Here is a 22,427-nt window from a genome sequence, read left to right as displayed (position 1 = left end):
AATGGGTTTATTCCTTTGTTCTCATCAGCGATTTATCATATATTCAGTTTTGCATAGTATCCAATACTTATTTTAAAGAAAAATTTACATAGTTGAAAAATTCTGATTTTTAAAATTAAATGTTAGAAATAAATTATTTATTTGGTTGTCGACAATCATACAATTATTTTGAGCTAAGGTCAACAGGTTTAGTGAAAATTTTCTGATATTTCTTAAGAAATAGGCAGGTGAATGATCAAAAACCCTTTTATAGCAATGATTTTCCTCTTTATTAAAATGTATTCTATTGTTAACAATCAGCTTGGGTTAGGTTCAAAGAAGAAAATGATGCGTATAGGTCTAAAAACAAGACACTTTGATTCGTGTCTTGTTTTTAGTTTATATTTCTTCCTTAGGGTAAAGGCAAAAGTTAATGGACCTAATCTTCCAATAAACATAAGCATGATAATAAACAATAACGATGCATCTTCCATAGAGCCAATATCAATGGTGTTAAACCCAGTGGTTCGAGGTGCTACTGCTGGAAAGTAAGAAGCTAATAACTTATTGATCTCACTAAAAGAACCAATCGTATTTGGATTATTGTATTCGAGTAAAAATAGTACAAGTACAAGCTATAGTGTGAATTATTAATATACCGAACAGCAATAATTTAGTGTGTAAAGATAAAGAGCACATAAGATATAACATATATTTTAGACACGTTTTGGCTTGTTATTTTCAATAATATTAATAGCTGAAGTTGATAGTTGCCGTGCCATTTTGTGAAATCTATTACTATAAATATAGTAGTGTATCGATTGCACAATCCAAATGAAAAGGAGGGATATGATGAATAAAGGCACAGTAATAAGAACAGTTATGCTTATATTGGCTTTAGCGAATCAAACGCTTGTTTTGTTTGGTAAATCCCCACTTCCTTTTTCAGAAGAATTGATAGAACAAACCGTATCGACTATTTTTACTGTTGTATCTTCCATTTATGCATGGTATGGCAATAACTACGTCAGTAAGAAAGGTAAAAAACAGCTAGAAGTTTTACGAAAGAATGGCTTAACAAAATAGCATGACAGGCACTGATGAATGAAATGGAAGGAGATTTTAAAAATGTAGGATCGTCTCAAACTAATTCGTTTGTCTAGTTCTTTTTGAATAAGCAGACTAATATGGAGATTTAAAAATTGTAAAAATGGAAATGAGGTGTGTATCATCATAATTATTGATCCAGGGCATGGAGGAAAAGACAAGGGAGGCGGTTCTAATTCATCTTGGTTAGAAAAAGATTTTATGTTAAAGTTATCGCTCTACCAATACGCTCGATTACAGGAATTGCATATACCTGTTGAGATGACTCGGTATACGGACAAATATCTTTCGAGTAATGAGCGAAGTAAATGTGTTTTGTTGAGCGATGCAACGTATTGTATTTCCAATCATATCAATGCTGGAGGTGGAGTTGGCGCAGAGTTAATTCATTCCATTTATAGTGATGGAAGTAACGCGCGCATCTTAGCAAAGCAGATAGAAGAAAAACAACAAAAAGTTAGAAGGATTTTTACTCGAACCCTATCTTTTAATGATCGAATGGACTATTACTATATGCACAGAGACACAGGTCATACGGAAACGATCATCGTTGAGTATGGTTTTGCTGACTCTAAAGTTGATAGAATAAAATTGAGCAGAGATTGGAGAGATTTAGCTGAAGCAGTTGTTAAAGGAATATGTATAATAACCAATACGCCATATTATAATAAGACGTATGTGGCAGAAGAAATGAATAAATCGGATGCTTGGTATATTGGTAAACGAGTAGAAAGTAAAGTAGATGGCTTACGATATTATTACTTTCCAGATTGGAGTGATCAATCCCTCGTTAATACAATAGATAAAGGAATTGGATTTCCGGAAATTGTAGATAAATTAATAGTGGGTAAAGGTGAACAATATAAAGTGAAAAACTCAAAAGGTAACATCTATTATATTACTGCTAATCAAAAATATGTACAGGTTAATTAGCAAAAAGGACGTATATTTTGTGTGTGTTCTCTAATTATGTTTCAACTTTTTAAATGATTGGACAAAAGAAGCGGGATCTTCTATTGTTTGAAATGCTGTAACGCCTTTATTGGTATGAAGGTAAAGAAAATAAGTTATATTTACTTTTCGATAGGTAATATCATATACGTTATTAATTAAAAATTTCTGATTGGCACTTTCAATACAATGATGATGCAAGGTGAGTGTGTACTCATCTTGCTTAATTAACTGTTGATTTTTTTCAATTTTTCTTTCAATCATCACATAGGTTTGTGTAGCTAATTTTGACAAGTATCTCATCCTCTTCTAGTATTGATAATAATAGTATGACAGGAATAATTCAGTAAAGCAAAAAAACTACTTTGGAGTGATCTAATATGAAAGCATTTGTACATGAAGGGGAAAAATTGTTGATAAAAGATGTAGCAGAGCCTGATGTTAAGGACGATGAAGTAAAGATATCGATAAAAGTTGCTGGTTTAAACCATCGTGATCTACATATTCCCAAACGGAGAGGTAATGTTGCCGATCCATTAGTCTTAGGTTCAGATGGTGCTGGCGTGGTCGAAATGACAGGGAAGAATGTAACTAATGTATCTGTAGGAGATGAAGTAATTATAAATCCTGGAATAGGCTGGTTACATCAATCGGATGCACCGCCAGAATCGTTCGAAATTGTTGGGATGCCTGACGATGGCACTTTTGCTGAAAAATATGTAGTTGATCAAAAATATGTCGAGAAGAAACCAAGTTACCTAAGTTGGGAAGAAGCCGGTGTTTTAGCGTTAGCTGCTTTAACAGGATATCGAGCACTATTTACCAAAGGAAAAGTTTCTCCTGATTCAACTGTATTTTTACCTGGAGCAGGAAGTGGTGTCGTAACATATATGATTCAATTTGCAAAAGCAATTGGTGCAAGAGTGATCGTTACTTCACGGTCTGCGGAAAAAAAAGCGTATGCCAGATCGATTGGTGCGGATTTGGTTATCGATACAGAAGCAGATTGGGATGTAGAGCTTCAGGATGAAACAATTGATCTTGTGATTGAAAGTATTGGAAAGGCAACATTTAATCGTTCTCTATCGGTACTGCGTAAAGGTGGTAGAATGGTTACGTTTGGTGCAACAACAGAGGATCAAGTAACCATTGATATTCGTCAATTCTTTTACGGACAATATCAATTATTTGGTTCCACAATGGGAAGTAGAGAAGAACTACGCACGGCATTGAAATTTATGGAAAAACATCAGATTTATCCTGTAGTAGATAAGGTATTAGCATTTGATGAAATGGAAAATGCATTTAAGTACCTAGACGAAGCAAAACAATTTGGTAAGATAGCTGTCCAAATTTCAAAGGATGACTAGAAGTATTACTTTTAGTCATCCTTTTGGTTTAAAAAATATTGCTCCAATCATACCAAAAATGATAGCAGCTGTAATTCCTGAACTAGTTACTTCAAACATACCAGTTACCACACCGATTAATCCATGTTTTTCTGCTTCTTGCAACGCTCCATGAACAAGCGAATTACCAAAGCTAGTAATAGGCACGGTAGCACCAGCACCTGCGAAATCAATTAATGGTTCATATAATCCAAATCCGTTTAATATGGCACCTGTAACAACCAGTATACTTAATGTATGTCCAGGTGTTAATTTAAGGATATCAAACATTAGCTGACCAATAACACATATCAGTCCACCCACTAAAAAAGACCATAAAAATACCATTTGTTAAACACCTCCATTTTCTATAGAAACAGCATGAGCAATACAAGGGATAGATTGTTTTTGCTGTACGGTTAATGGTGATAATAATGCCCCCGTAGCGACGATTAATATCTTGTTTAACTTTTTCTCATTTAATTGATTAATTAAATGACCATAAGTGACAACTGCAGAGCAACCAGCACCGCTAGCACCCGCAAAAACTTCTTGATCATTGTTATATATCATTAAACCACAATCTAAAAAAGAATCTTCATTTAAGAATAAGTTTTTTTCCTTTGCTAAATCAATCGCAATTAACCTACCTATTTTTGCTAAATCACCAGTGATGATACAATCATAATAGGATGCCTCAATTCCACGATCATTTAAGTGGGTAGCTATCGTATCAACTGCTGCTGGAGCCATGGCTTCTCCCATATTAAATGGATCTGTCATTCCCATATCAATTACCTTTCCAATTGTAGCACTTGTTACTTTCGGGCCTTTTCCTTTATCACTTAGTAATCCTACACCAGCTCCAGTCACAGTCCATTGTGCAGTAGGTGGCTTTTGCCCACCATATTCTGTAGGATATCGAAATTGTTTTTCAACAGCGGCATTATGGCTACTTGCACCTGTTAAAATCAAATTAGCATTTTTAGAATTAATTAAATTTGCTGCAAGCGCAAGTGATTCCATAGAGGTTGCGCATGCACTAAACGTACCAATATAAGGGATTTGTAACTTTTTTGCAGTAAAATTTGTAGGAGTTATCTGATTAATTAGGTCCCCAGCGATTAAAAATTGAACGTTAGCTGGAGTACGATTTATTTTTTTAAAGGCGTGATTACATGCTGATTCAAGAAGAAGTTGATGTGCTTGTTCGAAGGAGTTTTGTTCTAACCACAAGTCAGCATATATTTGATCAAATGTGTTGGATAATTTACCATTCCCTTCAAATGGTCCACCAACAATCCCTGTCGAAATAATTGTTGGTGTGTTTTCAAATTCCCATGTTTGTTTACCAATTAACATTAAATAACGCCCCATTCTAGTAATAGTGTTTTTATGAGAGCAACGATAAAGGCCGAAAATACACCAAACAAAATAACAGAGCCTGCTAACTTAAACATATTTCCTCCAACACCTTGAACAAAGCCTTCTGATCGGTGTTCAATAGCAGCCGATATAACGGCATTACCAAATCCAGTTACAGGAACTGCTGTGCCTGCCCCAGCAAATTGTGCTATATGGTCATAAACGCCAAATCCTGTCAACAACATTGTAATGAAAATTAGGGTCGCGGTAGTTGGATTGCCAACAGTTTGCTCAGTAAAATCAAAGAAATACATATAGAAAGTCGCAATACCTTGACCAATAGTGCAGATTAACCCCCCAAAGAAAAAAGCATTTATACAATTCTTTAAGATTGGACGCTTCAGTTCTTTTTTTTGTGCTAATTTTTTATACTGTGTTTTAGTTGTAGAGGGTGATTTGTCCATACCTATAATCCTTCTTTCTTAGACATTATCTTTTAATAATTTTTTAATATGATTAAATTTAGCTTTTAGGTTGTTAGTTGAATGATCTAATTTATTAATTTCAATAAATATCTTTTGATCTGAAGAGACATTGATTTTCTTGAATTTAAATTGTTTTTCTAATTTTTTCTTTACTTTTTTCTCGATTGTTTGTTCATTTATTTGCTGAAAAGTAGTTGCCTTTATAGCAACAATTAATTCTTGTTTGTACACTACTGTTCGAATATCTGAGACAGAATCAAAATGCTTGAATATATAATCTGTCACTTCAGAATGAGTTGTTGCTTGATTATTAATCTGCTCGATATTTTTTGTTTCATTCGTTGGGTCATTATTTTGATTACATCCAAAGATTAAGGGTAATAGTAGCAAAAAAATAATGATATAGCTTTTCTTCATAAAGATCACCTACATTTAAGAATTCCATTCAATGAAAACAATAGAAATGGATACAATTAGTTTGTTTAAACGAATCCAAATTATTCAAACGAACTTAACGACTTTATTAGACAAATTTTGTTTTATTTACATTATTGTGAAACTTTTTTGAATAGTTATACGTCATATAATTATAGAAAAAAACAAGAGAGGAGGGTGTTTGGTGATAAAACGATTAACAATCATGTCTTTTATTGTTTTATTATTAGGAACAGCAACAGTTATTTGGTTAAGAGCTAGTTCGACAACAACATTAGCAGAACCGGTTGTGATCGATCAACAAAAAGGTGATTTTATTTTACATATGAGAATTGAAAATAATGCCGAAGGAATCAGAGTATTACATTCATTAGAATATACCGGGGAAAAACCAATTACGATTAAACACCGAACACCATTAACTTATCTTTCATTCGGAGCAGAAAAAAGTAACTTTACTGGAAGCCCTATAAGCAAAACCATACAATCAGGAGATATTTATCGAACGACACCGATGCGTAAGGTGTTTAAACCTTTGGAAAATGGATCCAATAAATTATATATTCACTGTCAGTTTATGGCGGATGATAACTTGGTTAATATTAGAATAGAAAAAGATATTAAAATCCAATAAAAAAAGCTAAATTGCTGAAGCAATTAGCTTTTTTTATCTACTCATTTGCAATGAAAAATTCAACTTGCTTTGTTGATTGTTCAGAATTAATCCACTTTGTTAATTCATCTTTTGTTGCATGTTTAATAGAAGGGACAGTTGTACTTACTGATTCATTGTCTGTCCATTTGATATTTAGGATTGGCCATTTGAATTGGTTTAAAGCAATATTATTATGATCTGCATTGTTTATTAATTTGTTACTTTCCCAATTTAGCAAATCCAAGACAACTATCTTGTTTGTTTTCCATGGTTGGTTCTTAACGGTTCGCTCAAAATAAAAAAGCAATTTTTTGTTATCAGGAGACTGTGAAATCTTTAAAAATTTTGCTCTATCTGTTAATAAAAACGAACGCCCTGCATCTGTAGGATCTAACAGAAGGTAAGAATACATATTTTCAGATCCAGCAAAACCTAACAGATATATTGATTCAGTTGATTCAATATCAAGTTTGTTGATTTTCATTTGATCAATTGCGTCTTTACGATTTTCAATTTGAGATAGATAATTTTTCAAGATCGGTATTTTGTCCAAATTAATTGTTAATTGTTCTTCTTCTAGCATAAATTCAATCATCATTTGAGGTTCTTCGGAATCTTTTTCGTTAGACTCTTCAATTAATTTAGCACTTTCTTGCTCCGTACCATTCATTTCTTCCTGAACAATGACTGGTTTTTCATTTGAAGAACAACCAGTAAAAATCACTATTAGATTTATTAATATTAAATGATAGAGAATCTTTTTCATGTTTTACTTTCCGCTCCTATTTTTTTATAAATTAGTATTATATAATTTCCTTCAATGGTTTTATATTAGAAAAAAAGGGTATATTAGTAATAAGTAGATTCTAGTTTTTATAATTACTTGTATGACAAGTATAACATTCAACTGCCCCCACAAAATTAACTTTTTGATTTACTAAGAATAGACAGGGTTTTTTAGGAGGTATTTCGATTTGAGTGAACACTATACAAAGTACTTGTTAAGTCAAATAGAGTTGATACGAAAAAGCATGGTTGAGATCGCATTAAGTCAGGGATTCACTAGCAAGGAGTCTATTCATTTAAGTCAAGAACTAGATAACTTATTAAATCAATATGAAATAGAGAAAGAAACACAATGATAAGAGAGCGAGCATCGCTCTCTTATTTTATGAATGCTTCTAATCGATTTAACCCTTGTTCCAATGTTTCAAGATTATAGGCATAAGATAATCTAACATAACCTTCTCCGTAATGACTGAAAGCATTACCTGGAACTAATGCAAGTCCAACCTCATTCACTAATTTTAATGCAAAATCAAAGGAACGAAGGTTTGATTTAATTTTAGGGAAAAAGTAGAAGGCTCCATCTGGTTTCACTACTTCCATTCCCATGTGTAATAATCGTTCATAAACATAATCGCGTCTTTTTTGATAGGATTTATTCATTATGATTGGATCATTTGTGCCATTTGTAATTGCAGCTAAAGCAGCATATTGGCTTATTGAAGTAGCACAAGAAACATTATATTGATGCACTTTAAGAATATGTTTAGTTAGCCATGAAGGAGCTAATAAATAACCAATGCGCCAGCCGGTCATTGCATGTGATTTAGATACACCATTTATTACAATAGTTTTTTGTTTTATTTGATCATTTAGACTAGCTATCGAAACATGTGTTGTATCATATGTTAATTTGCTATATATTTCATCAGCAATTACAAATATATCCTTATCTTTTATTACCTCAGCAATAGCAATTAATTCATCCTTAGTTAATGTTACACCAGTTGGATTAGAAGGATAAGGAAGTATCAGACACTTTGTTTTACTTGTTATCTGTTGTTTTAATTTATCTGGTGTTATTTTAAAGCCAGAATCTGTCGTATCAATATAGACGGGCTTTGCTCCTGCAAGTCTAATTAGTGGTTCATATCCAGGGTAAACAGGACCTGGTAATAGTACCTCATCACCTGTTTCAATAATTGTTCGTAACGTAATATCAATTGCTTGAGATGCACCGACTGTAACGATAATTTCGTCAGTTGGATTATAATGCAATTGATAATCTTTTCCAACGGCATCTGAAATCGCTTGTCGTAGCGATAAAATACCAGCATTATGTGTATAGGTAGTGTAATTATTTTCAACTGCCTGTTGTGCTGCTTTTTTTATGTGTTCTGGTGTAGTGAAATCTGGCTGGCCAATAGTTAATGAAAGAATATCTTCTTTATCATTTACCATATTAAAAAATTTCCGAATACCAGAAATTTCGATTTTTTTTACATTGCTATTAAGTAAATGTTCCATATTTATTGCTCCTTTATAAATGTAATATAACTGTCACATAATTTTGATATATTTGAATGGAAAAATAAGTTATAATGAAAGCGATTAATTAAAGGGAGTGTCTAAAAATGCGCAATAGAAAGCCAACTTTTGAACAATTAGTTAATCAAAACAAACAAGAGTTACTGAACGACAAGAATGCGATGAAAAGGTTAGAAGAAACACTAGACCAAAAATACTCGACTAGAAAAGAACGAATGAAAACAAAACATATAAATTGATCATACCATAAGTGGCGAAATGCTAACAAAGTATTTGTCGTAACTAATTTGAGTAAGCATTATAGTATACCTTAAGAATATACTTCGTTTGTTTTCTATATACTGTATCGTGTATGTTATAACAATAGGCTTTGTTTAGCTGATTATTTTACGACAATAGGGGTGCAGGTTATGAATGAGGTTGGATTAGTTTTAGAAGGGGGAGGAATGAGAGGAGTATATACGGCAGGGGTTCTCGATTTTTTTCATGATAAAAAAATCATGTTTCCTTACGTGGTTGGTGCATCGGTTGGTGCTTGTGTTGCTACCTCTTATCTCGCTAATCAAAGAGGAAGAAATTATGAAGTTTTAGTAGAGTACAGTAGACATCCAGAGTATCTATCATTGAAACGCTTGCTAACAAGGCGTTCCTTGTTTGGGATGGATTTTATCTTTGATACCCTCCCTAATCAATTGGTTCCTTTTGATTATAATATGTTCATAAAAAATCAAAGCAAACTAGTTGTTGCAACGACTGATGTTTCTACAGGATTACCTGTATATTATGATAGTTTTGATAATAAAGATGAGTTATTTAAGTTAGTTCGAGCTTCTAGTTCTTTGCCTTTTGTATCTACAAGCGTATTACATCAAGGGTTAGAGTTAATGGATGGTGGCGTTAGTGATCCGATTCCAATTGATCCTTCTATTCAAGATGGAAACAGAAAACATGTCGTAATATTGACTCGTCATAAAGGATATAAGAAGGATAACGTAAAATTTAAACGTATTGTTAAACATACATATAAAAATTATCCCGGTTTAGTGAGAGCAATGGAAAAAAGGCATGCGAAGTATAATCAAACATTAGAAATATTAAGACAAATGGAGCAAAATGGTGAAGTGTTCATAATACAGCCTAAACAACCACTTAAAGTAAGTCGGATAGAAAGAAATAAACAAAAATTACACGATGTATATATTCAAGGGTATCAACAAGCAGAAGAAATTAGCGAAGCTTTAATTAAATTTGTAAAGAGTAGCTAAAATCACGAATAAAAGGAGGTGTTTTAGCCGATACTATATTATTGATTATTTGTATAGTCAGGAGAAAAATACATGTCTTTTATCAACATATCATACGCTCTTTTATTAACTTGGTTTTACAGAGAAAATATAGATGCATTTTTTATAAAAGATGAACAACTTTTTTTTATTTTAAGTCTATTAAGCCTTATTGTGTTATATTTCTTAATGAAACCAGTCATTCAATTATTTATGCAGTTAAAATGGGAACATTTCACTACTTATCTCATAACTATTTTATTATTTGGTAACTTAATATTTTTAATAAATAAACAAATTCACATTGAAGTTCATACTCGTTCCGCTTCGTTTATCATACTGTCTATTGTGGCACTTGGTGTTGTGGTTATTATTGTTCGCATTTCTCAATTAATAATCAGCCATATAAAACAAAGATAGTTTTATTTTCTGCGTTTTTGTTTAAAATAAGATTGATTCCATCGGCCTAAAGATGAGGGTGTGTAATACGAAGAACACGTTCGTTTTTTTTCTGGTAAATCAATGTTTAAATAAGAACAAATGATTCTTTTGGCCTGGGAAAGAGACATTTTTGTTTTTGGATTTCTAAAATTTTTATCAATATTTCCTAGGTGTTTAACTTCTTTAAAATCCTGTTTGTTAGGTAGAATATGAAAATAGTAATTTCCTACTTTTACAAGCAATGTAGAATGCTGACGACTTAATTTAGGTCGATCCGAATAATGGAGTCCAATTTTTTGTGCATTATTGTTTTTAAGTAATTCAATAATTGCTTGTTTTTTTAAATTATATAGTTCTCTTGGATTAAGTGCAGTTTTAGCGTGTCGATTAATTACGAATAATGCCTTAGCAATTTGATCTAAGTCTTCATTATTCTCTACGTTCATTCATAGCCCTCCCATCTATCTTTTTTACAATTCTCATATGTAAATCATTTAATGTGTAATTTCCTAATTGACAATTATTCTAACATTTTCTTCTCAAAAAAACTATATAGTTTAAAAAAAGTTTAAAAAGAATGTAACAAATCTGAAATAGTTACTTAAACCTGACAATGTTAAAGGTTGGTGAAACAAACTTTAATATGATAAAATATAATTATGTATGCTGATGAATTATCAGTATCAAAAACTCCTTCAACAGTGAGTAAAGGGTGTGGAAAGATGAATGATTTACAAGAGCTAGCTTTATTGAATTTAAAAGCTGAACATTTAATGATCCCTTCTGAGAAAGTAGCCCACGTTCAAATGAATAACCCCCTAGAACATGCTTTATTGATCTTGGTTAAATCTGGATATTCTGCAGTTCCAGTCTTAGATACATCTTACAAGTTTAAAGGTACGATTGGAAAGAACCTTATTTTAAATCACATTCTTGGTATAGAGCGGTTTGAAATGGAAAAATTATCTGAAATCGAAGTTTGTGACGTAATGAATCAAGAAATTCCATGTGTTAGTAAATCAGATGATTTCTTATCTTGTTTAAAAACAGTTATTGATTATCCTTTTGTTTGTGTTGTTGACAAAAATGGGTATTTTGATGGAATTTTGACTAGAAGGGCGATCTTAAAACAAGTTAACAAGTATATATATGTTAATAAGTCTTTATTCGAGGAAAGAGATAATTAAAATTACTTGTCAATGTTTGTATTATTCTGATAAAGTTATGAAAAATAAACTGTTTTATTGGAGGTATTAAAATGAATATGATGGACGCTAATGAAATAATTTCTTTTATTTCTAATAGTAAAAAATCAACACCAGTAAAAGTATATATTAAGGGTGAACATTTAGATCAAATCTCATTTAATGAAAACATCCAAGCTTTTGTTCAACCGAGTACTGGTGTGCTTTTTGGAGAGTGGAAAGTTATTAAAGACACTTTAGATACATACAAAGAGCAAATTGAGGATTATGTCTTAGAGAATGATCGAAGAAATTCGGCGATTCCGCTATTAGACTTAAAAGGTATTAACGCAAGAATTGAACCAGGTGCTGTAATAAGAGACCAAGTAGAAATTGGTGATGGAGCAGTTATTATGATGGGAGCAATGATTAACATTGGTTCTGTTATTGGTGAAGGTACAATGATTGACATGAATGCAACACTAGGTGGGAGAGCAACAGTAGGTAAGAATTGCCACGTTGGTGCTGGTGCAGTTTTAGCTGGCGTTATTGAACCACCGTCTGCTCAACCGGTAGTGGTTGAAGATGGCGTAGTGATTGGAGCAAATGCCGTTATTTTAGAAGGTGTAACCGTTGGAGAAGGAGCAGTTGTTGCTGCTGGTGCCATTGTAACAACTGATGTCGAGCCACATACAGTCGTTGCTGGAACACCTGCGAGAATGATCAAAAAAATAGATGATCAAACAAAAACAAAAACGGAAATTATGCAAGCATTACGTAAACTTGATGAAGAATAGGAAATATAAAAAGCAGGGGATTCTTTCTCCTGCTTTTATCATATTTAATTATAGATCGTAGAAGAGGTTGATCAAATGGAGTTACATCAATTAAAACAAATTAGACAGAAATTACATCGAATTCCAGAATTGGGTTTTCAAGAATTTAAAACACAACAATATTTGTTAGAAAAAATAAAAAGTTTTAATCAAGAGTATTTAGAAATAATTACTTGGCGAACTGGTATTTTAGTCAAAGTTGCAGGAACAAAGCCATCAAAAATGATTGGTTTTCGGGCAGATATCGATGGACTACCAATACAAGAAGAAACAAACTTTTCTTTTGCTTCAACGCACGAAGGAAATATGCATGCATGTGGGCATGACTTTCATATGACAATTGGATTAGGTGCATTAGAGCAACTAGCTGAAAATCCAATAGAAGATGATGTGTTATTTATTTTTCAACCTGCAGAAGAGGGACCAGGTGGGGCTTTACCAATGTTACAGTCAGAAGTATTTCAAACTTTAAAACCAGATGTTATTTTCGGTTTACATATTGCACCTGAATTACCTGTAGGCACTGTTTCTACAAGGCCTGGCTTGCTTTTTGCAAATACAAGTGAGCTCTTTATTGACTTTATTGGAAGAGGGGGGCATGCAGCTTACCCACATCTAACGAATGATATGGTAGTTGCCGCTAGTACTTTCGTTACACAATTACAACATATTGTAGCAAGGAAAGTAAATCCATTAGATAGTAGCGTTATAACAATTGGAAAAATTACTGGTGGTACCGTTCAAAATGTCATTGCTGAAAAGGCGCGGCTTGAAGGGACTATTCGAACAGGTGAACCATCGGCCATTCATGATATAAAAGAATCAATTGAACAATTGGCTAAAGGTTTTGAAAAGAGTCATCACTGTAGCATAAAGATTGATTACGGATCGAATTATTATCAAGTTTACAATCATAATGATTACGTCTTACAATTTAAAGAAATCGTAAAGTCGTCAGATATGGTATGGAAAGAAGCAAATCCTGCAATGACTGGGGAAGACTTTGGTTACTTTTTACGGGATATTCCTGGTTTTATGTTTTGGTTAGGTGTAGATTCAAATTATGGTTTGCATCACAGTAAATTAAACCCTAATGAGGAGGCTTTAATGAAAGGTGTTAATATTGTTGAATCTACCATAAGGCAATTGTAATAATCTGTTTCACTTTCTATTTTGAATATAATGACTTAGTAAGGTATAGACTAAGCTTGAATCAAAATAGAAATGGAGGGATGACCCTTGAAACGTGTTGGTGTTGAAGGTGCGTTAACAGATGTGAAAGGTGCATTACAACAAAAAGGGTATGAGGTAGTTGATTTAAAACAAGAAGCAGATGTAGATGGCTGTGATTGTTGTGTGATTTCAGGGCAAGATAAGAATGTTATGGGTATGCAAGATACTGGCTATAAAGGTGCAGTCATCAATGCGAATGGTTTGACAGCAGATGATGTTTGTCAACAAGTCGATTCTCGTTTCTAAATAAGAGAGTGGTTTCTGTCATCAGAAACCACTCTTAGTTATTAGGATTCTTTCATGATATTAACTTGATGAGGGAAAGGGATTTCTATTCCATTTGCATCAAATTCCTCTTTAATTCGTTTCCTGATGTCTCTTTCAGCACCCCATTGTTCCATGTTTACTGTTCTACCTAATATGCGAAGTACGATATCTGAAGAACCAAAACTTTGGACACCAAGGACATCTGGTCCCTCTACAAATCGTTCATCTTGCTGAAATTCATCACAAACTTTTTGGAGCACACTCATTGCGTGATCAATATTATCATCGTAGCTAATACCAATATCTACAAGTGCACGCATTGTTCCACGAGAATGATTACTGACTCCCCCCATCTGACGGTTAGGAATAAAATTTAATGTTCCATCAAAGCTTCTAATCTTTGTTGTACGTAAACCAACTTCTTCAACAATACCACTGTATCCAGCTGTACTTACATATTCATCTACTTCAATTTGCTTTTCTAATAGAATAAAAAATCCAGTGACAATATCACTCACTAAACCTTGGGCCCCGAATCCGATTGCAAGGCCAAGCACACCTGCAGTTGCTAAAAGAGACTCTAAAGGTAAATCGAAAATTCCAAATAACATGGTAATAAAAATAAAGATCAATAGGTATGCGTATATATTAATAAGTAGTTTTTCTAGTGTTTTTATTCTACCTTCAGAAATTTTCTCTTTATTCATTGTTCTTCTTAAAGCTTTTGTTATAATTTTTTTCCCTAATGGGGAAACAATGGCATAAGCAATAATCAAAATAATAATTTTAATAGCTATAGCCATGTATGTGTCTATAAAACTTGTAAGATCAACTCCAAATAGTGTCATAAACGTTCTCCCTTTCTGCTGTAATTGTGTGTAAATTTAATCCCCGTTGATAATTTACTATAACTTATAAGCATATTCAACCTATACCCATTCTTTGAACGTTGTATGCATAGTAAAAAGTATTTTTGACTATAAATTATTAAAAGCATTCCGTCTTAAGTCTGATTTTTAAAAAAATCAGAAAAATTCATGCAAATAGGTGGATATTTATTTCGTAACCCGATATATTTGTAATTACAAAAATAAAAAGAGGAGGGATAAGATTTGGAAACATTTAAGAAATTAAAGCAATTTTACTGGCCTTTTAAGAAGTATTTTTTTGGTTCCTTAATTTTTGTTATCTTGGTCACAGCAATAACGGTTACTTATCCAATTATATTACAAATTACGATAGATAACGTCGTTTTAAAAGAGCAATATAGTCTAATACCTTATTTAGCTATCGGCTTTATTCTAATTATGATCATAAAAGGTATTTCGAACTTTTTACAACAGTATTTGGGAGACTTGTTTGGTGTGTCATCGGTATTTAGTTTAAGGGATGGACTATATAAAAAACTACAACGATTATCCTTTACATACTATGATAACGCACGAACAGGAGATTTGATGTCTCGTTTAACAATGGATGTGGAAGGTTTTAAATTCTTTTTGGCTGCTGGCTTAAAAGAATTAATCCGTATTGTAATGCTAATTGTTATTAGTTTATCGGTAATGTTTTTTTATTCTATACCGCTAGCCTTGGTTACCATGGCAGCAATGCCGTTTTTAGCTGTTGTTGTCTATAAATTTGACAAAAAAGTACACCCGGCTTTCCGTACAGTTAGAAAATCATTGGGAAAATTAAATACACGTATTCAAGAAAATGTTAGTGGAATGAATACCGTAAAATCATTATCAAAAGAAGACTTCGAAATTGATCGTTTTACAGTTAATAATAAAGATTATCGTGAAGTTAATATTAAAACATCAAACATTTGGGCTAAATATTTCCCTTTTATGGAATTCATCGGTAATGTTTCGATGGTTGCATTACTTATTTATGGTGGATATTTAGTGATGAATGGTGATCTATCATTAGGTAAACTAATTGCCTTCTTTAGTTTAGTAAACTATATATTAGGACCACTAGTCCAATTGGGGTTTATTGTAAACCAATTTTCACAAGCAAAAGCGGCAGGGGAAAGACTATTAGAAATATTGGAAGCGGAAGAAGATACGCAAGAAAAAGACAATGCTATTTCAACTGGGACAATTGCAGGACATGTAACATTTGATAATGTTACACTCCAATACGCTGATGAAGATGATAAGGCTTTAAAAACTATATCATTTGATGCACCTCCGGGAAAAATCATTGGTTTAATTGGTGCAACAGGTGCAGGTAAAACAAGTATTACACAGTTAATGACTAGATTTTATGAACCGCAAGAGGGTCAAGTTTATATTGATGGCAAAACAACAAAGGATTATAATTTGAAATTTTTACGTAAGCATATTGGCTTTGTATTACAAGAATCTTTTTTATTTTCTACAACAATTAAAGAAAATATTGCTTACGGTAATCCTGAAGCTTCAATAGAAGAAATTGTTGCAGCTGCAAAACGTGCACAGGCACACGATTTTATTATGGAAATGCCCAACGGATATGAAACAATGCTTGGTGAAAGAGGAATGGGTCTTTCGGGCGGTCAAAAGCAACGAATTGCTATTGCTCGAGCAATTTTAATTGATCCTAGTATTTTAATTTTGGATGATGCAACTTCTGCTGTTGATATGGAAACGGAATTTAAGATACAAAAGGCGCTTAAAGAAGTGATGAAAGGGCGTACGACTTTTATTATTGCCCATCGAATTTCCTCATTGAAGCATGCTGATGAAATTCTTGTTCTTGAGGATGGTATGATTGTTGAACGTGGTACGCATGATGTCTTATTGGATAATGGTGGCCCTTATCAACGAATTTATGATATTCAGTATCAAGATAAACAAGAGATTATGAATGCAACACATTAAAAAGGGAGGGAAATAAGTGGCTAAACAAACAAAGAAAGATGAAAATCCGCATTTGAAACGATTTTATTATCCGTTAGATCAAGCAGTAGAGAAACCATTTAATTGGAAACAAATGACGAGATTACTTGCATATGTAAAACCCTATGCAAAAACGACCCTTCCTCTTGCGATGGTTGCAATGCTCGTCTCGACTCTCGTTCGACTAGCGGTACCCATTATTATTGGTAAGCTAGTGATCGATCAAGCGATAGCTAATAAAGATATTACTTTATTAACTTATTTAGTCATCATTATTTCAATTATGTATTTATTTAGCTATTTAGGGAATCGCTATCGAATAAAATTAGTAAATATTTTAGGTCAAAAAGTTATTCATGATTTAAGAAAGCAATTATTTTCACATGTACAACGTTTATCACATAACTTCTTTGATAAACGATCAGCTGGTTCTATTTTAGTAAGAATCCTTAATGATGTGAACTCACTTCAGGAACTATTTACAAATGGTATTATTAATTTACTAACAGATATTGTCATGTTATTGGGTATAATTGTTATTTTATTTTCATTAAGTCCGCAATTAGCGATAGCTGTTTTAGTCATTTTACCAATTATGTTTTATATCTCTACTCAATTGCGTAGAAATATTCGACGGTCATGGCAAGAAGTTCGTATTCAAAAGTCACGACTAAATTCACATCTAAATGAAAGTTTGCAAGGTATTCGTATTACACAATCATTTTCACAAGAGAAAGAGAATACTGAATATTTTAACGGTGTCAATACCGATAATTTTGAAAAAGAACGATTGGCTATGAAAAAAAGTGCTTATTTTGGTCCTTTTGTAGAAATGAGTAATGCAATAGGAACAGTAATATTAATTTCATTCGGTGCACATTTAATCCTATCAGGTACGATAGAAATAGGGGATTTTGTTTCTTTTGCATTCTTTTTAGGAATGTTTTGGGAACCTATTTCTAGACTGGGTCAAATTTACAATCAGCTACTTGTAGCGATGGCTTCATCTGAACGAATTTTCGAATTTTTGGATGAACAACCAAATGTAGAAGAGAAACCGAATGCCCGTGTATTTGCAAATATGAGAGGTCATATTGAATTTGACCATGTTCAATTTTCATATGATGACAATCGCATTGCATTGCATGAGATTTCATTAGAAATGAAACCTGGAGAAACAGTGGCCCTTGTCGGTCATACTGGATCCGGCAAATCAACGATTGCCAATTTAATCAGTCGTTTTTATGACCCCACAAAAGGTAAAGTGAAAATAGATGGAAATGATTTAAGAGATATGAAACTGGATAGTCTTCGCAACAATATCAGTGTAGTATTACAAGATACATTTATTTTCTCTGGATCTATTATGGAAAATATCCGGTTTGGTAGACCTGAAGCAACGGATGAAGAAGTTAAGGATGCGGCAAAAATTGTAGGTGCACATAATTTTATTATGCGTTTAGCTAACGGATATGAGACAGAAGTAGAAGAAAGAGGAAGTATTTTATCAGCTGGTGAAAGGCAATTATTATCGTTTGCAAGAGCACTACTTGCTAATCCTAAGATATTAATCTTAGATGAAGCAACCGCAAGTATTGATACAGAAACAGAAGTAAGAATTCAACAAGCGCTCAAAAAGTTATTGCATGGTAGAACAGCGATTATGATTGCACACCGTTTATCTACTATAAGAGAAGCGGATAATATTATTGTTCTCGAGCATGGAAAAGTATTAGAACAAGGAAATCATGATGAGCTAATGCGTAGACACGGTGAATATTTTGATTTAGTAAAATCACAATTTGAAATGTTAGAAGCACTTTAGTAAATAGAGTTGTCTATATGACAGCTCTATTTTTTCGATTATGAATAGATCTCCCTTTTTGTGCCAAAATGTGATAGACTATGTTGAGAAGTTGCAGTAGGAGGGTTAAGCATGAAAAGAGAATTTGCTGTAATTGGTTTAGGTCGATTTGGTGGAAGTATCTGTCGTGAATTAAGTGAAGAAGGTATGGAAGTGCTTGCTATTGATACAGAAGAAGATAAAGTAAACGAATTTAAAGATATTGCCTCTCATGCAGTCATTGCAGATGCTACAGATGAGAAAGTTTTAAAGGAATTAGGTATTCGTAATATAGACCATGTTATTGTGGCAATTGGTGATAATATTCAAGCAAGTATTCTAACGACATTAATGTTAAAAGAGTTAGGGACAAATAAAATAACTGTAAAAGCACAAAATGATTATCATGAAAAAGTTTTAAACAAAATAGGTGCAGACCAGGTTGTTCATCCAGAACGAGACATGGGAAAAAGAATAGCACATAGTATCATTTCAAGTAATATTTTAGATCATTTGGAAGTATCGGATGATCACAGTATTGTTGAAGTAAAAGTTGGTAAAAAAATGATTGGAAAGTCTCTAGTGGATTTAGATATTCGGGCAAACTATGGTTGTAACGTTGTTGCAATTAAACAGGGCATAACGAAAGAAATAAATGTTTCCCCAATGGCCGCGGAAATAATTGAGCCCGATGATGTACTAATTGTAATCGGAGCAGATAAAGATATTTCACGATTTGAAAAGAACTTAGTAGTTGATGATTAAAAAAGCACCTCAGAAATTTTTCTGAGGTGCTTTTTTGTTCATTTCGTATTTCTATACTTCCATAATAATAGGAAGTATCATAGGACGACGTTTTGTTTTTTCAAATAAGAATGGGGCAATGGTATCCGTAATCTCATTTTTAATTTCAGACCATTGCGTTGTTTTGCGTTCCATTACTTTATTTAAGTGTGAAGACACTAATTTTTGTGCTTCATTAATTAGATCTTCTGATTCTCTCATGTAAACAAACCCACGAGAAATAATGTCTGGTCCTGATGCAATTCTGAACTCTTTCATATTAATACTAACAACTACAATAACTAGACCTTCTTCAGATAAAATACGTCTGTCACGTAAAACAATGTTTCCGATATCTCCAATTCCACTTCCATCAACGTAAATGGAACCAGAAGGAATCTTACCAGCAACACTTGCATTTTCTTTTCCAAGTGCCAAGACATCGCCATTATCCATGATAAAACTATTACTTGGATCAACATCACAAGCTTCTGCGAGTTTTGTGTGTTCCTTTAACATACGATATTCACCGTGGATAGGCATAAAGTATTTTGGTCTTAAAAGTCGTAACATCAATTTTTGTTCTTCTTGACTACCATGTCCAGAAGTGTGAATATCATTTAATGGTCCATGAATGACATCTGCACCTGCGCGATAAAGCATATTGATTATTTTGCTGACACTAACCGTATTACCAGGGATTGGTGAAGAAGAAAATACGACTGTGTCATTAGGAATAATTTGAATTTGTCGGTGTGTTCCATTTGCTATTCTTGATAAAGCGGCCATAGGTTCACCTTGAGAGCCTGTACAAAGTATCGTTACTTCATTTGCAGGAAGTCGATTAATTTGGTGTGCATCAATAAAGGTGTCTTCAGGTGCTTTGATGTAACCTAATTCGCGTCCGATGGATATAGAAGCTTCCATACTTCTACCGAATACTGCTATTTTACGGTTGTGTTTAACAGCAGCTTCAACCATCTGTTGTAAACGGTGAATATTTGATGCGAAAGTTGCAAAAATTACTCTTCCATCTACTCGATTAAAGATATCATTAATACTTTCACCGACAACGCGTTCAGACATCGTAAAACCTGGAACTTCACTATTTGTACTGTCAGATAATAAGCATAGAACACCTTCTTTACCAACTTCAGCCATTTTAGCTATGTTGGCAGGTTCACCTACAGGAGTAAAATCAAATTTGAAATCCCCCGTATGAACAATATTTCCAGGTGGTGTTTTTACAACAATTCCGTAAGAGTCTGGTATACTATGTGTTGTTCTAAAGAAAGACACAGAAGTCTTTCTAAATTTAATTATTTCATCCTCTTGAAATGTGTGCAGCTCTGCATTGCGTAAGAGGCCATGTTCGTCTAATTTATTTTTGATTAAGCCAAGAGCAAGTTTTCCAGCATAGATAGGAACATTTATTTCCCTTAATAAATAAGGAATACCACCGATATGGTCTTCGTGACCGTGTGTGATAAAAAGTCCCTTTATTTTATCTTGATTTTGAACGAGATAGGTGTAATCAGGAATAACATAATCGATACCTAATAACTCATCTTCAGGAAATTTAATTCCAGCATCAACTAAAATTATTTCATCTTGAAATTGTATACCATACGTATTTTTCCCGATTTCACCCAATCCACCTAATGCAAATACTGCTGTCTGATCATTTTTTACGAACTTCATGTATTATGCATTCTCCACTTTGAAATTTTCGGATTGTTTTTCATATGCTAGATGTGCTCCATCTAATGGCTGGATAAACTCTATATTTACATTTTTAGCTGCTAATTCTTTTCGAACTTGTCTTTCAGAATCTGCTTCATAATACAGACTTGTAGTTCTTTCACGAACAGGTATTTCATTTGGTATTGTTTGGTATAAAACTTTAAAAATCATTTAATCTCTCCTTATTAACTTGTAAAAATCTTTTATATTACACACATAGCGATGTTATTCTTACGGAATTTAATAGTATCTAGAATATTGATTATGCTTTTTACCGACAGTCATTTTTAAAAGCATTTGGAACACGATTTTGGCCTAATAATTTTTTCCAACGTTTTCTAAGCTTTTCTTTCAAACGCTTTAACATAAGCCTTTACAGCTCCTTTCTTAATTGTTAAAGAAAAGCATAAATGTTCAACCGTCCAATCCCTCTTACTATTAGTATAGTATGGAATGCTTCATTTGGAAACAGAAACGTTCAAAAGATTAAAAAAAAATTAAGATGTCGTTAAAAATACAAGGAAAAAACACATGAGAATGTTGACTAACTTTTGTATATTTTTCTCTATATTTTCTAATCTTATACGATTTTATCAAAATTAAAAAAAGCTGATGCTAGTCATCAGCTTTTTTTAATCTATATCACAAGCTTTCGTGTTCTCTGGTACTTGAAAAGGGTTAGCTTTATTTATATGGTCATAGAACATTACACCGTTTAAGTGGTCAATTTCATGTTGAAGCACAATTGCTGCATAACCACGTAAGCGCCATTTAATTGGGTCGCCATTTATATTTGTCGCTTTGACTGTTATTTTTGCGTATCTTGGAACATAACCTGGAACTTCACGATCAACCGATAGACATCCTTCTCCATTAGAAAGAAATGTTTTTTCTACGGAGTGACTAACAATTTTTGGATTAATCAGCCCCTCGCTATATTGCTTCCCGTTAAAGTCTTCAAAATGAACAGCAATCATTCTTTTTGATAGACCGATTTGAGGTGCTGCAAGTCCAACACCAGGACGAAGGTGATATTTTTCGGCCACTTTTTCATCTTGGCTATTCTTTAGATATTGAAGCATTTCTTTTAATGTATCTTTATCTTGATCTTTTATTGGTAGTTCAACCGGTTTGGCTGTTTGTTCTAAAATAGGATTACCTTCTCGAACAATATCTTCCATTGTTATCAAGGTTTTCACTCTCCTTTTGATGCATTTTACTGTACCATAGTTT

General features: G+C 33.0%; 28 protein-coding genes. 15 read left to right on the top strand and 13 right to left on the bottom strand.

The features are described from left to right. Nucleotides 1–296: 296 nt before the first annotated feature. Nucleotides 297–551 carry a hypothetical protein gene (locus BN1058_RS14610; protein WP_369688261.1) on the bottom strand — a complete coding sequence of 85 codons (255 nt, stop codon included), beginning with the start codon at nt 549–551 and terminating at the stop codon, nt 297–299. Nucleotides 552–813: 262 nt separating this feature from the next. On the opposite strand from BN1058_RS14610, the gene BN1058_RS10555 reads away from it, so the two are divergent. Further along, nucleotides 814–1,065, top strand: coding sequence for a phage holin (locus BN1058_RS10555; protein ID WP_090857127.1), 252 nt, complete (start codon nt 814–816; stop codon nt 1,063–1,065). Between the two features lie 135 nt (nt 1,066–1,200). Next, entirely contained in the window at nt 1,201–2,019 is an 819-nt protein-coding gene (locus BN1058_RS14570) for an N-acetylmuramoyl-L-alanine amidase (RefSeq protein ID WP_090857124.1), read from the top strand. A 30-nt stretch (nt 2,020–2,049) separates the two neighbouring features. Here BN1058_RS14570 and BN1058_RS10545 read toward each other — a convergent pair whose 3' ends face one another. After that, nucleotides 2,050–2,331: a hypothetical protein gene (locus tag BN1058_RS10545; protein WP_090857120.1), complete on the bottom strand. Its 282-nt coding sequence runs from the start codon at nt 2,329–2,331 to the stop codon at nt 2,050–2,052. Nucleotides 2,332–2,417: 86 nt separating this feature from the next. On the opposite strand from BN1058_RS10545, the gene BN1058_RS10540 reads away from it, so the two are divergent. Continuing rightward, nucleotides 2,418–3,407, top strand: a complete 990-nt coding sequence (locus tag BN1058_RS10540; RefSeq protein WP_090857118.1) for a zinc-binding dehydrogenase — start codon at nt 2,418–2,420, stop codon at nt 3,405–3,407. Between the two features lie 15 nt (nt 3,408–3,422). Here the strand turns inward: BN1058_RS10540 and spoVAE are convergent, their stop codons facing one another. The 4 genes from spoVAE to BN1058_RS10520 are packed head-to-tail and all read right to left on the bottom strand — an operon-like array spanning nt 3,423 to nt 5,692. Further along, nucleotides 3,423–3,773, bottom strand: a complete 351-nt coding sequence (gene spoVAE / locus BN1058_RS10535; RefSeq protein ID WP_090857116.1) for a stage V sporulation protein AE — start codon at nt 3,771–3,773, stop codon at nt 3,423–3,425. Between the two features lie 3 nt (nt 3,774–3,776). After that, entirely contained in the window at nt 3,777–4,787 is a 1,011-nt protein-coding gene (gene spoVAD / locus BN1058_RS10530) for a stage V sporulation protein AD (RefSeq protein WP_090857113.1), read from the bottom strand. Beyond that, on the bottom strand, nt 4,787–5,254 hold the full coding sequence (gene spoVAC, locus BN1058_RS10525; protein ID WP_090857110.1) for a stage V sporulation protein AC: 468 nt from the start codon (nt 5,252–5,254) through the stop codon (nt 4,787–4,789). The genes spoVAD and spoVAC overlap by 1 nt, the downstream gene beginning before the upstream one ends. A gap of 18 nt (nt 5,255–5,272) precedes the next feature. Further along, nucleotides 5,273–5,692, bottom strand: coding sequence for a YhcN/YlaJ family sporulation lipoprotein (locus BN1058_RS10520; protein WP_090857107.1), 420 nt, complete (start codon nt 5,690–5,692; stop codon nt 5,273–5,275). A 202-nt stretch (nt 5,693–5,894) separates the two neighbouring features. Here BN1058_RS10520 and BN1058_RS10515 point away from each other — a divergent pair, with 202 nt between their 5' ends. Further along, a complete protein-coding gene (locus BN1058_RS10515; RefSeq protein WP_090857104.1) occupies nt 5,895–6,344 on the top strand; it encodes a hypothetical protein in 450 nt (149 codons plus the stop codon). Between the two features lie 37 nt (nt 6,345–6,381). Here BN1058_RS10515 and BN1058_RS10510 read toward each other — a convergent pair whose 3' ends face one another. After that, on the bottom strand, nt 6,382–7,131 hold the full coding sequence (locus BN1058_RS10510) for a hypothetical protein (RefSeq protein WP_090857101.1): 750 nt from the start codon (nt 7,129–7,131) through the stop codon (nt 6,382–6,384). A gap of 208 nt (nt 7,132–7,339) precedes the next feature. On the opposite strand from BN1058_RS10510, the gene BN1058_RS10505 reads away from it, so the two are divergent. Continuing rightward, the gene (locus BN1058_RS10505; protein WP_255307059.1) at nt 7,340–7,507 is read left to right on the top strand and encodes an aspartyl-phosphate phosphatase Spo0E family protein; all 168 of its coding nucleotides are present in this window, start codon (nt 7,340–7,342) and stop codon (nt 7,505–7,507) included. A gap of 22 nt (nt 7,508–7,529) precedes the next feature. Here the strand turns inward: BN1058_RS10505 and BN1058_RS10500 are convergent, their stop codons facing one another. Continuing rightward, nucleotides 7,530–8,678 carry an aminotransferase A gene (locus tag BN1058_RS10500; protein ID WP_090857098.1) on the bottom strand — a complete coding sequence of 383 codons (1,149 nt, stop codon included), beginning with the start codon at nt 8,676–8,678 and terminating at the stop codon, nt 7,530–7,532. Between the two features lie 107 nt (nt 8,679–8,785). On the opposite strand from BN1058_RS10500, the gene BN1058_RS10495 reads away from it, so the two are divergent. The 3 genes from BN1058_RS10495 (at nt 8,786) to BN1058_RS10485 (ending at nt 10,402) form a co-directional block, all read left to right on the top strand. Further along, nucleotides 8,786–8,938 (top strand): FbpB family small basic protein, encoded by a 153-nt coding sequence (locus tag BN1058_RS10495; RefSeq protein ID WP_090857095.1) that lies wholly within the window; start codon nt 8,786–8,788, stop codon nt 8,936–8,938. Between the two features lie 171 nt (nt 8,939–9,109). Further along, nucleotides 9,110–9,964, top strand: coding sequence for a patatin-like phospholipase family protein (locus BN1058_RS10490; protein ID WP_090857092.1), 855 nt, complete (start codon nt 9,110–9,112; stop codon nt 9,962–9,964). A gap of 72 nt (nt 9,965–10,036) precedes the next feature. Next, entirely contained in the window at nt 10,037–10,402 is a 366-nt protein-coding gene (locus tag BN1058_RS10485; protein WP_090857090.1) for a hypothetical protein, read from the top strand. A 2-nt stretch (nt 10,403–10,404) separates the two neighbouring features. Here BN1058_RS10485 and BN1058_RS10480 read toward each other — a convergent pair whose 3' ends face one another. Beyond that, a complete protein-coding gene (locus tag BN1058_RS10480; protein ID WP_090857087.1) occupies nt 10,405–10,869 on the bottom strand; it encodes a YkyB family protein in 465 nt (154 codons plus the stop codon). 276 nt (nt 10,870–11,145) lie between these two features. Between BN1058_RS10480 and cbpB the strand changes: the two genes are divergently transcribed. The 4 genes from cbpB to BN1058_RS10460 all read left to right on the top strand — a co-directional run bounded on the left by cbpB (nt 11,146) and on the right by BN1058_RS10460 (nt 13,922). Further along, nucleotides 11,146–11,610 (top strand): cyclic-di-AMP-binding protein CbpB, encoded by a 465-nt coding sequence (gene cbpB / locus BN1058_RS10475; protein ID WP_090857084.1) that lies wholly within the window; start codon nt 11,146–11,148, stop codon nt 11,608–11,610. Between the two features lie 71 nt (nt 11,611–11,681). Beyond that, nucleotides 11,682–12,404: a 2,3,4,5-tetrahydropyridine-2,6-dicarboxylate N-acetyltransferase gene (dapD, locus tag BN1058_RS10470; RefSeq protein WP_090857081.1), complete on the top strand. Its 723-nt coding sequence runs from the start codon at nt 11,682–11,684 to the stop codon at nt 12,402–12,404. Between the two features lie 75 nt (nt 12,405–12,479). Continuing rightward, nucleotides 12,480–13,595, top strand: coding sequence for an N-acetyldiaminopimelate deacetylase (locus BN1058_RS10465; protein ID WP_090857078.1), 1,116 nt, complete (start codon nt 12,480–12,482; stop codon nt 13,593–13,595). Between the two features lie 87 nt (nt 13,596–13,682). Continuing rightward, nucleotides 13,683–13,922 carry a YkuS family protein gene (locus BN1058_RS10460; protein WP_090857075.1) on the top strand — a complete coding sequence of 80 codons (240 nt, stop codon included), beginning with the start codon at nt 13,683–13,685 and terminating at the stop codon, nt 13,920–13,922. A 41-nt stretch (nt 13,923–13,963) separates the two neighbouring features. Here the strand turns inward: BN1058_RS10460 and BN1058_RS10455 are convergent, their stop codons facing one another. Then, nucleotides 13,964–14,791 carry a mechanosensitive ion channel family protein gene (locus tag BN1058_RS10455; protein ID WP_090857072.1) on the bottom strand — a complete coding sequence of 276 codons (828 nt, stop codon included), beginning with the start codon at nt 14,789–14,791 and terminating at the stop codon, nt 13,964–13,966. 264 nt (nt 14,792–15,055) lie between these two features. Here BN1058_RS10455 and BN1058_RS10450 point away from each other — a divergent pair, with 264 nt between their 5' ends. From BN1058_RS10450 to BN1058_RS10440, 3 genes are all read left to right on the top strand, one after another. Continuing rightward, the gene (locus BN1058_RS10450; RefSeq protein WP_090857069.1) at nt 15,056–16,807 is read left to right on the top strand and encodes an ABC transporter ATP-binding protein; all 1,752 of its coding nucleotides are present in this window, start codon (nt 15,056–15,058) and stop codon (nt 16,805–16,807) included. A 16-nt stretch (nt 16,808–16,823) separates the two neighbouring features. After that, on the top strand, nt 16,824–18,650 hold the full coding sequence (locus BN1058_RS10445) for an ABC transporter ATP-binding protein (protein ID WP_090857067.1): 1,827 nt from the start codon (nt 16,824–16,826) through the stop codon (nt 18,648–18,650). Between the two features lie 111 nt (nt 18,651–18,761). Beyond that, the gene (locus tag BN1058_RS10440) at nt 18,762–19,433 is read left to right on the top strand and encodes a potassium channel family protein (protein WP_090857064.1); all 672 of its coding nucleotides are present in this window, start codon (nt 18,762–18,764) and stop codon (nt 19,431–19,433) included. A 51-nt stretch (nt 19,434–19,484) separates the two neighbouring features. Here BN1058_RS10440 and rnjA read toward each other — a convergent pair whose 3' ends face one another. The 3 genes from rnjA to def all read right to left on the bottom strand — a co-directional run bounded on the left by rnjA (nt 19,485) and on the right by def (nt 22,384). Continuing rightward, nucleotides 19,485–21,152 carry a ribonuclease J1 gene (gene rnjA / locus BN1058_RS10435; RefSeq protein WP_090857061.1) on the bottom strand — a complete coding sequence of 556 codons (1,668 nt, stop codon included), beginning with the start codon at nt 21,150–21,152 and terminating at the stop codon, nt 19,485–19,487. 3 nt (nt 21,153–21,155) lie between these two features. After that, entirely contained in the window at nt 21,156–21,365 is a 210-nt protein-coding gene (locus BN1058_RS10430) for a DNA-dependent RNA polymerase subunit epsilon (RefSeq protein ID WP_090857058.1), read from the bottom strand. 461 nt (nt 21,366–21,826) lie between these two features. Continuing rightward, entirely contained in the window at nt 21,827–22,384 is a 558-nt protein-coding gene (gene def, locus BN1058_RS10425; RefSeq protein WP_090857055.1) for a peptide deformylase, read from the bottom strand. Between the last annotated feature and the right edge of the window lie 43 nt (nt 22,385–22,427).

Origin of the sequence: Paraliobacillus sp. PM-2 (genome assembly GCF_001368815.1) — a bacterium.
In the GTDB taxonomy this organism is placed as follows: domain Bacteria; phylum Bacillota; class Bacilli; order Bacillales; family Amphibacillaceae; genus Paraliobacillus.
Note: the sequence above shows the minus strand (reverse complement) of the source record. Positions and strands in the feature narration are given on the sequence as shown.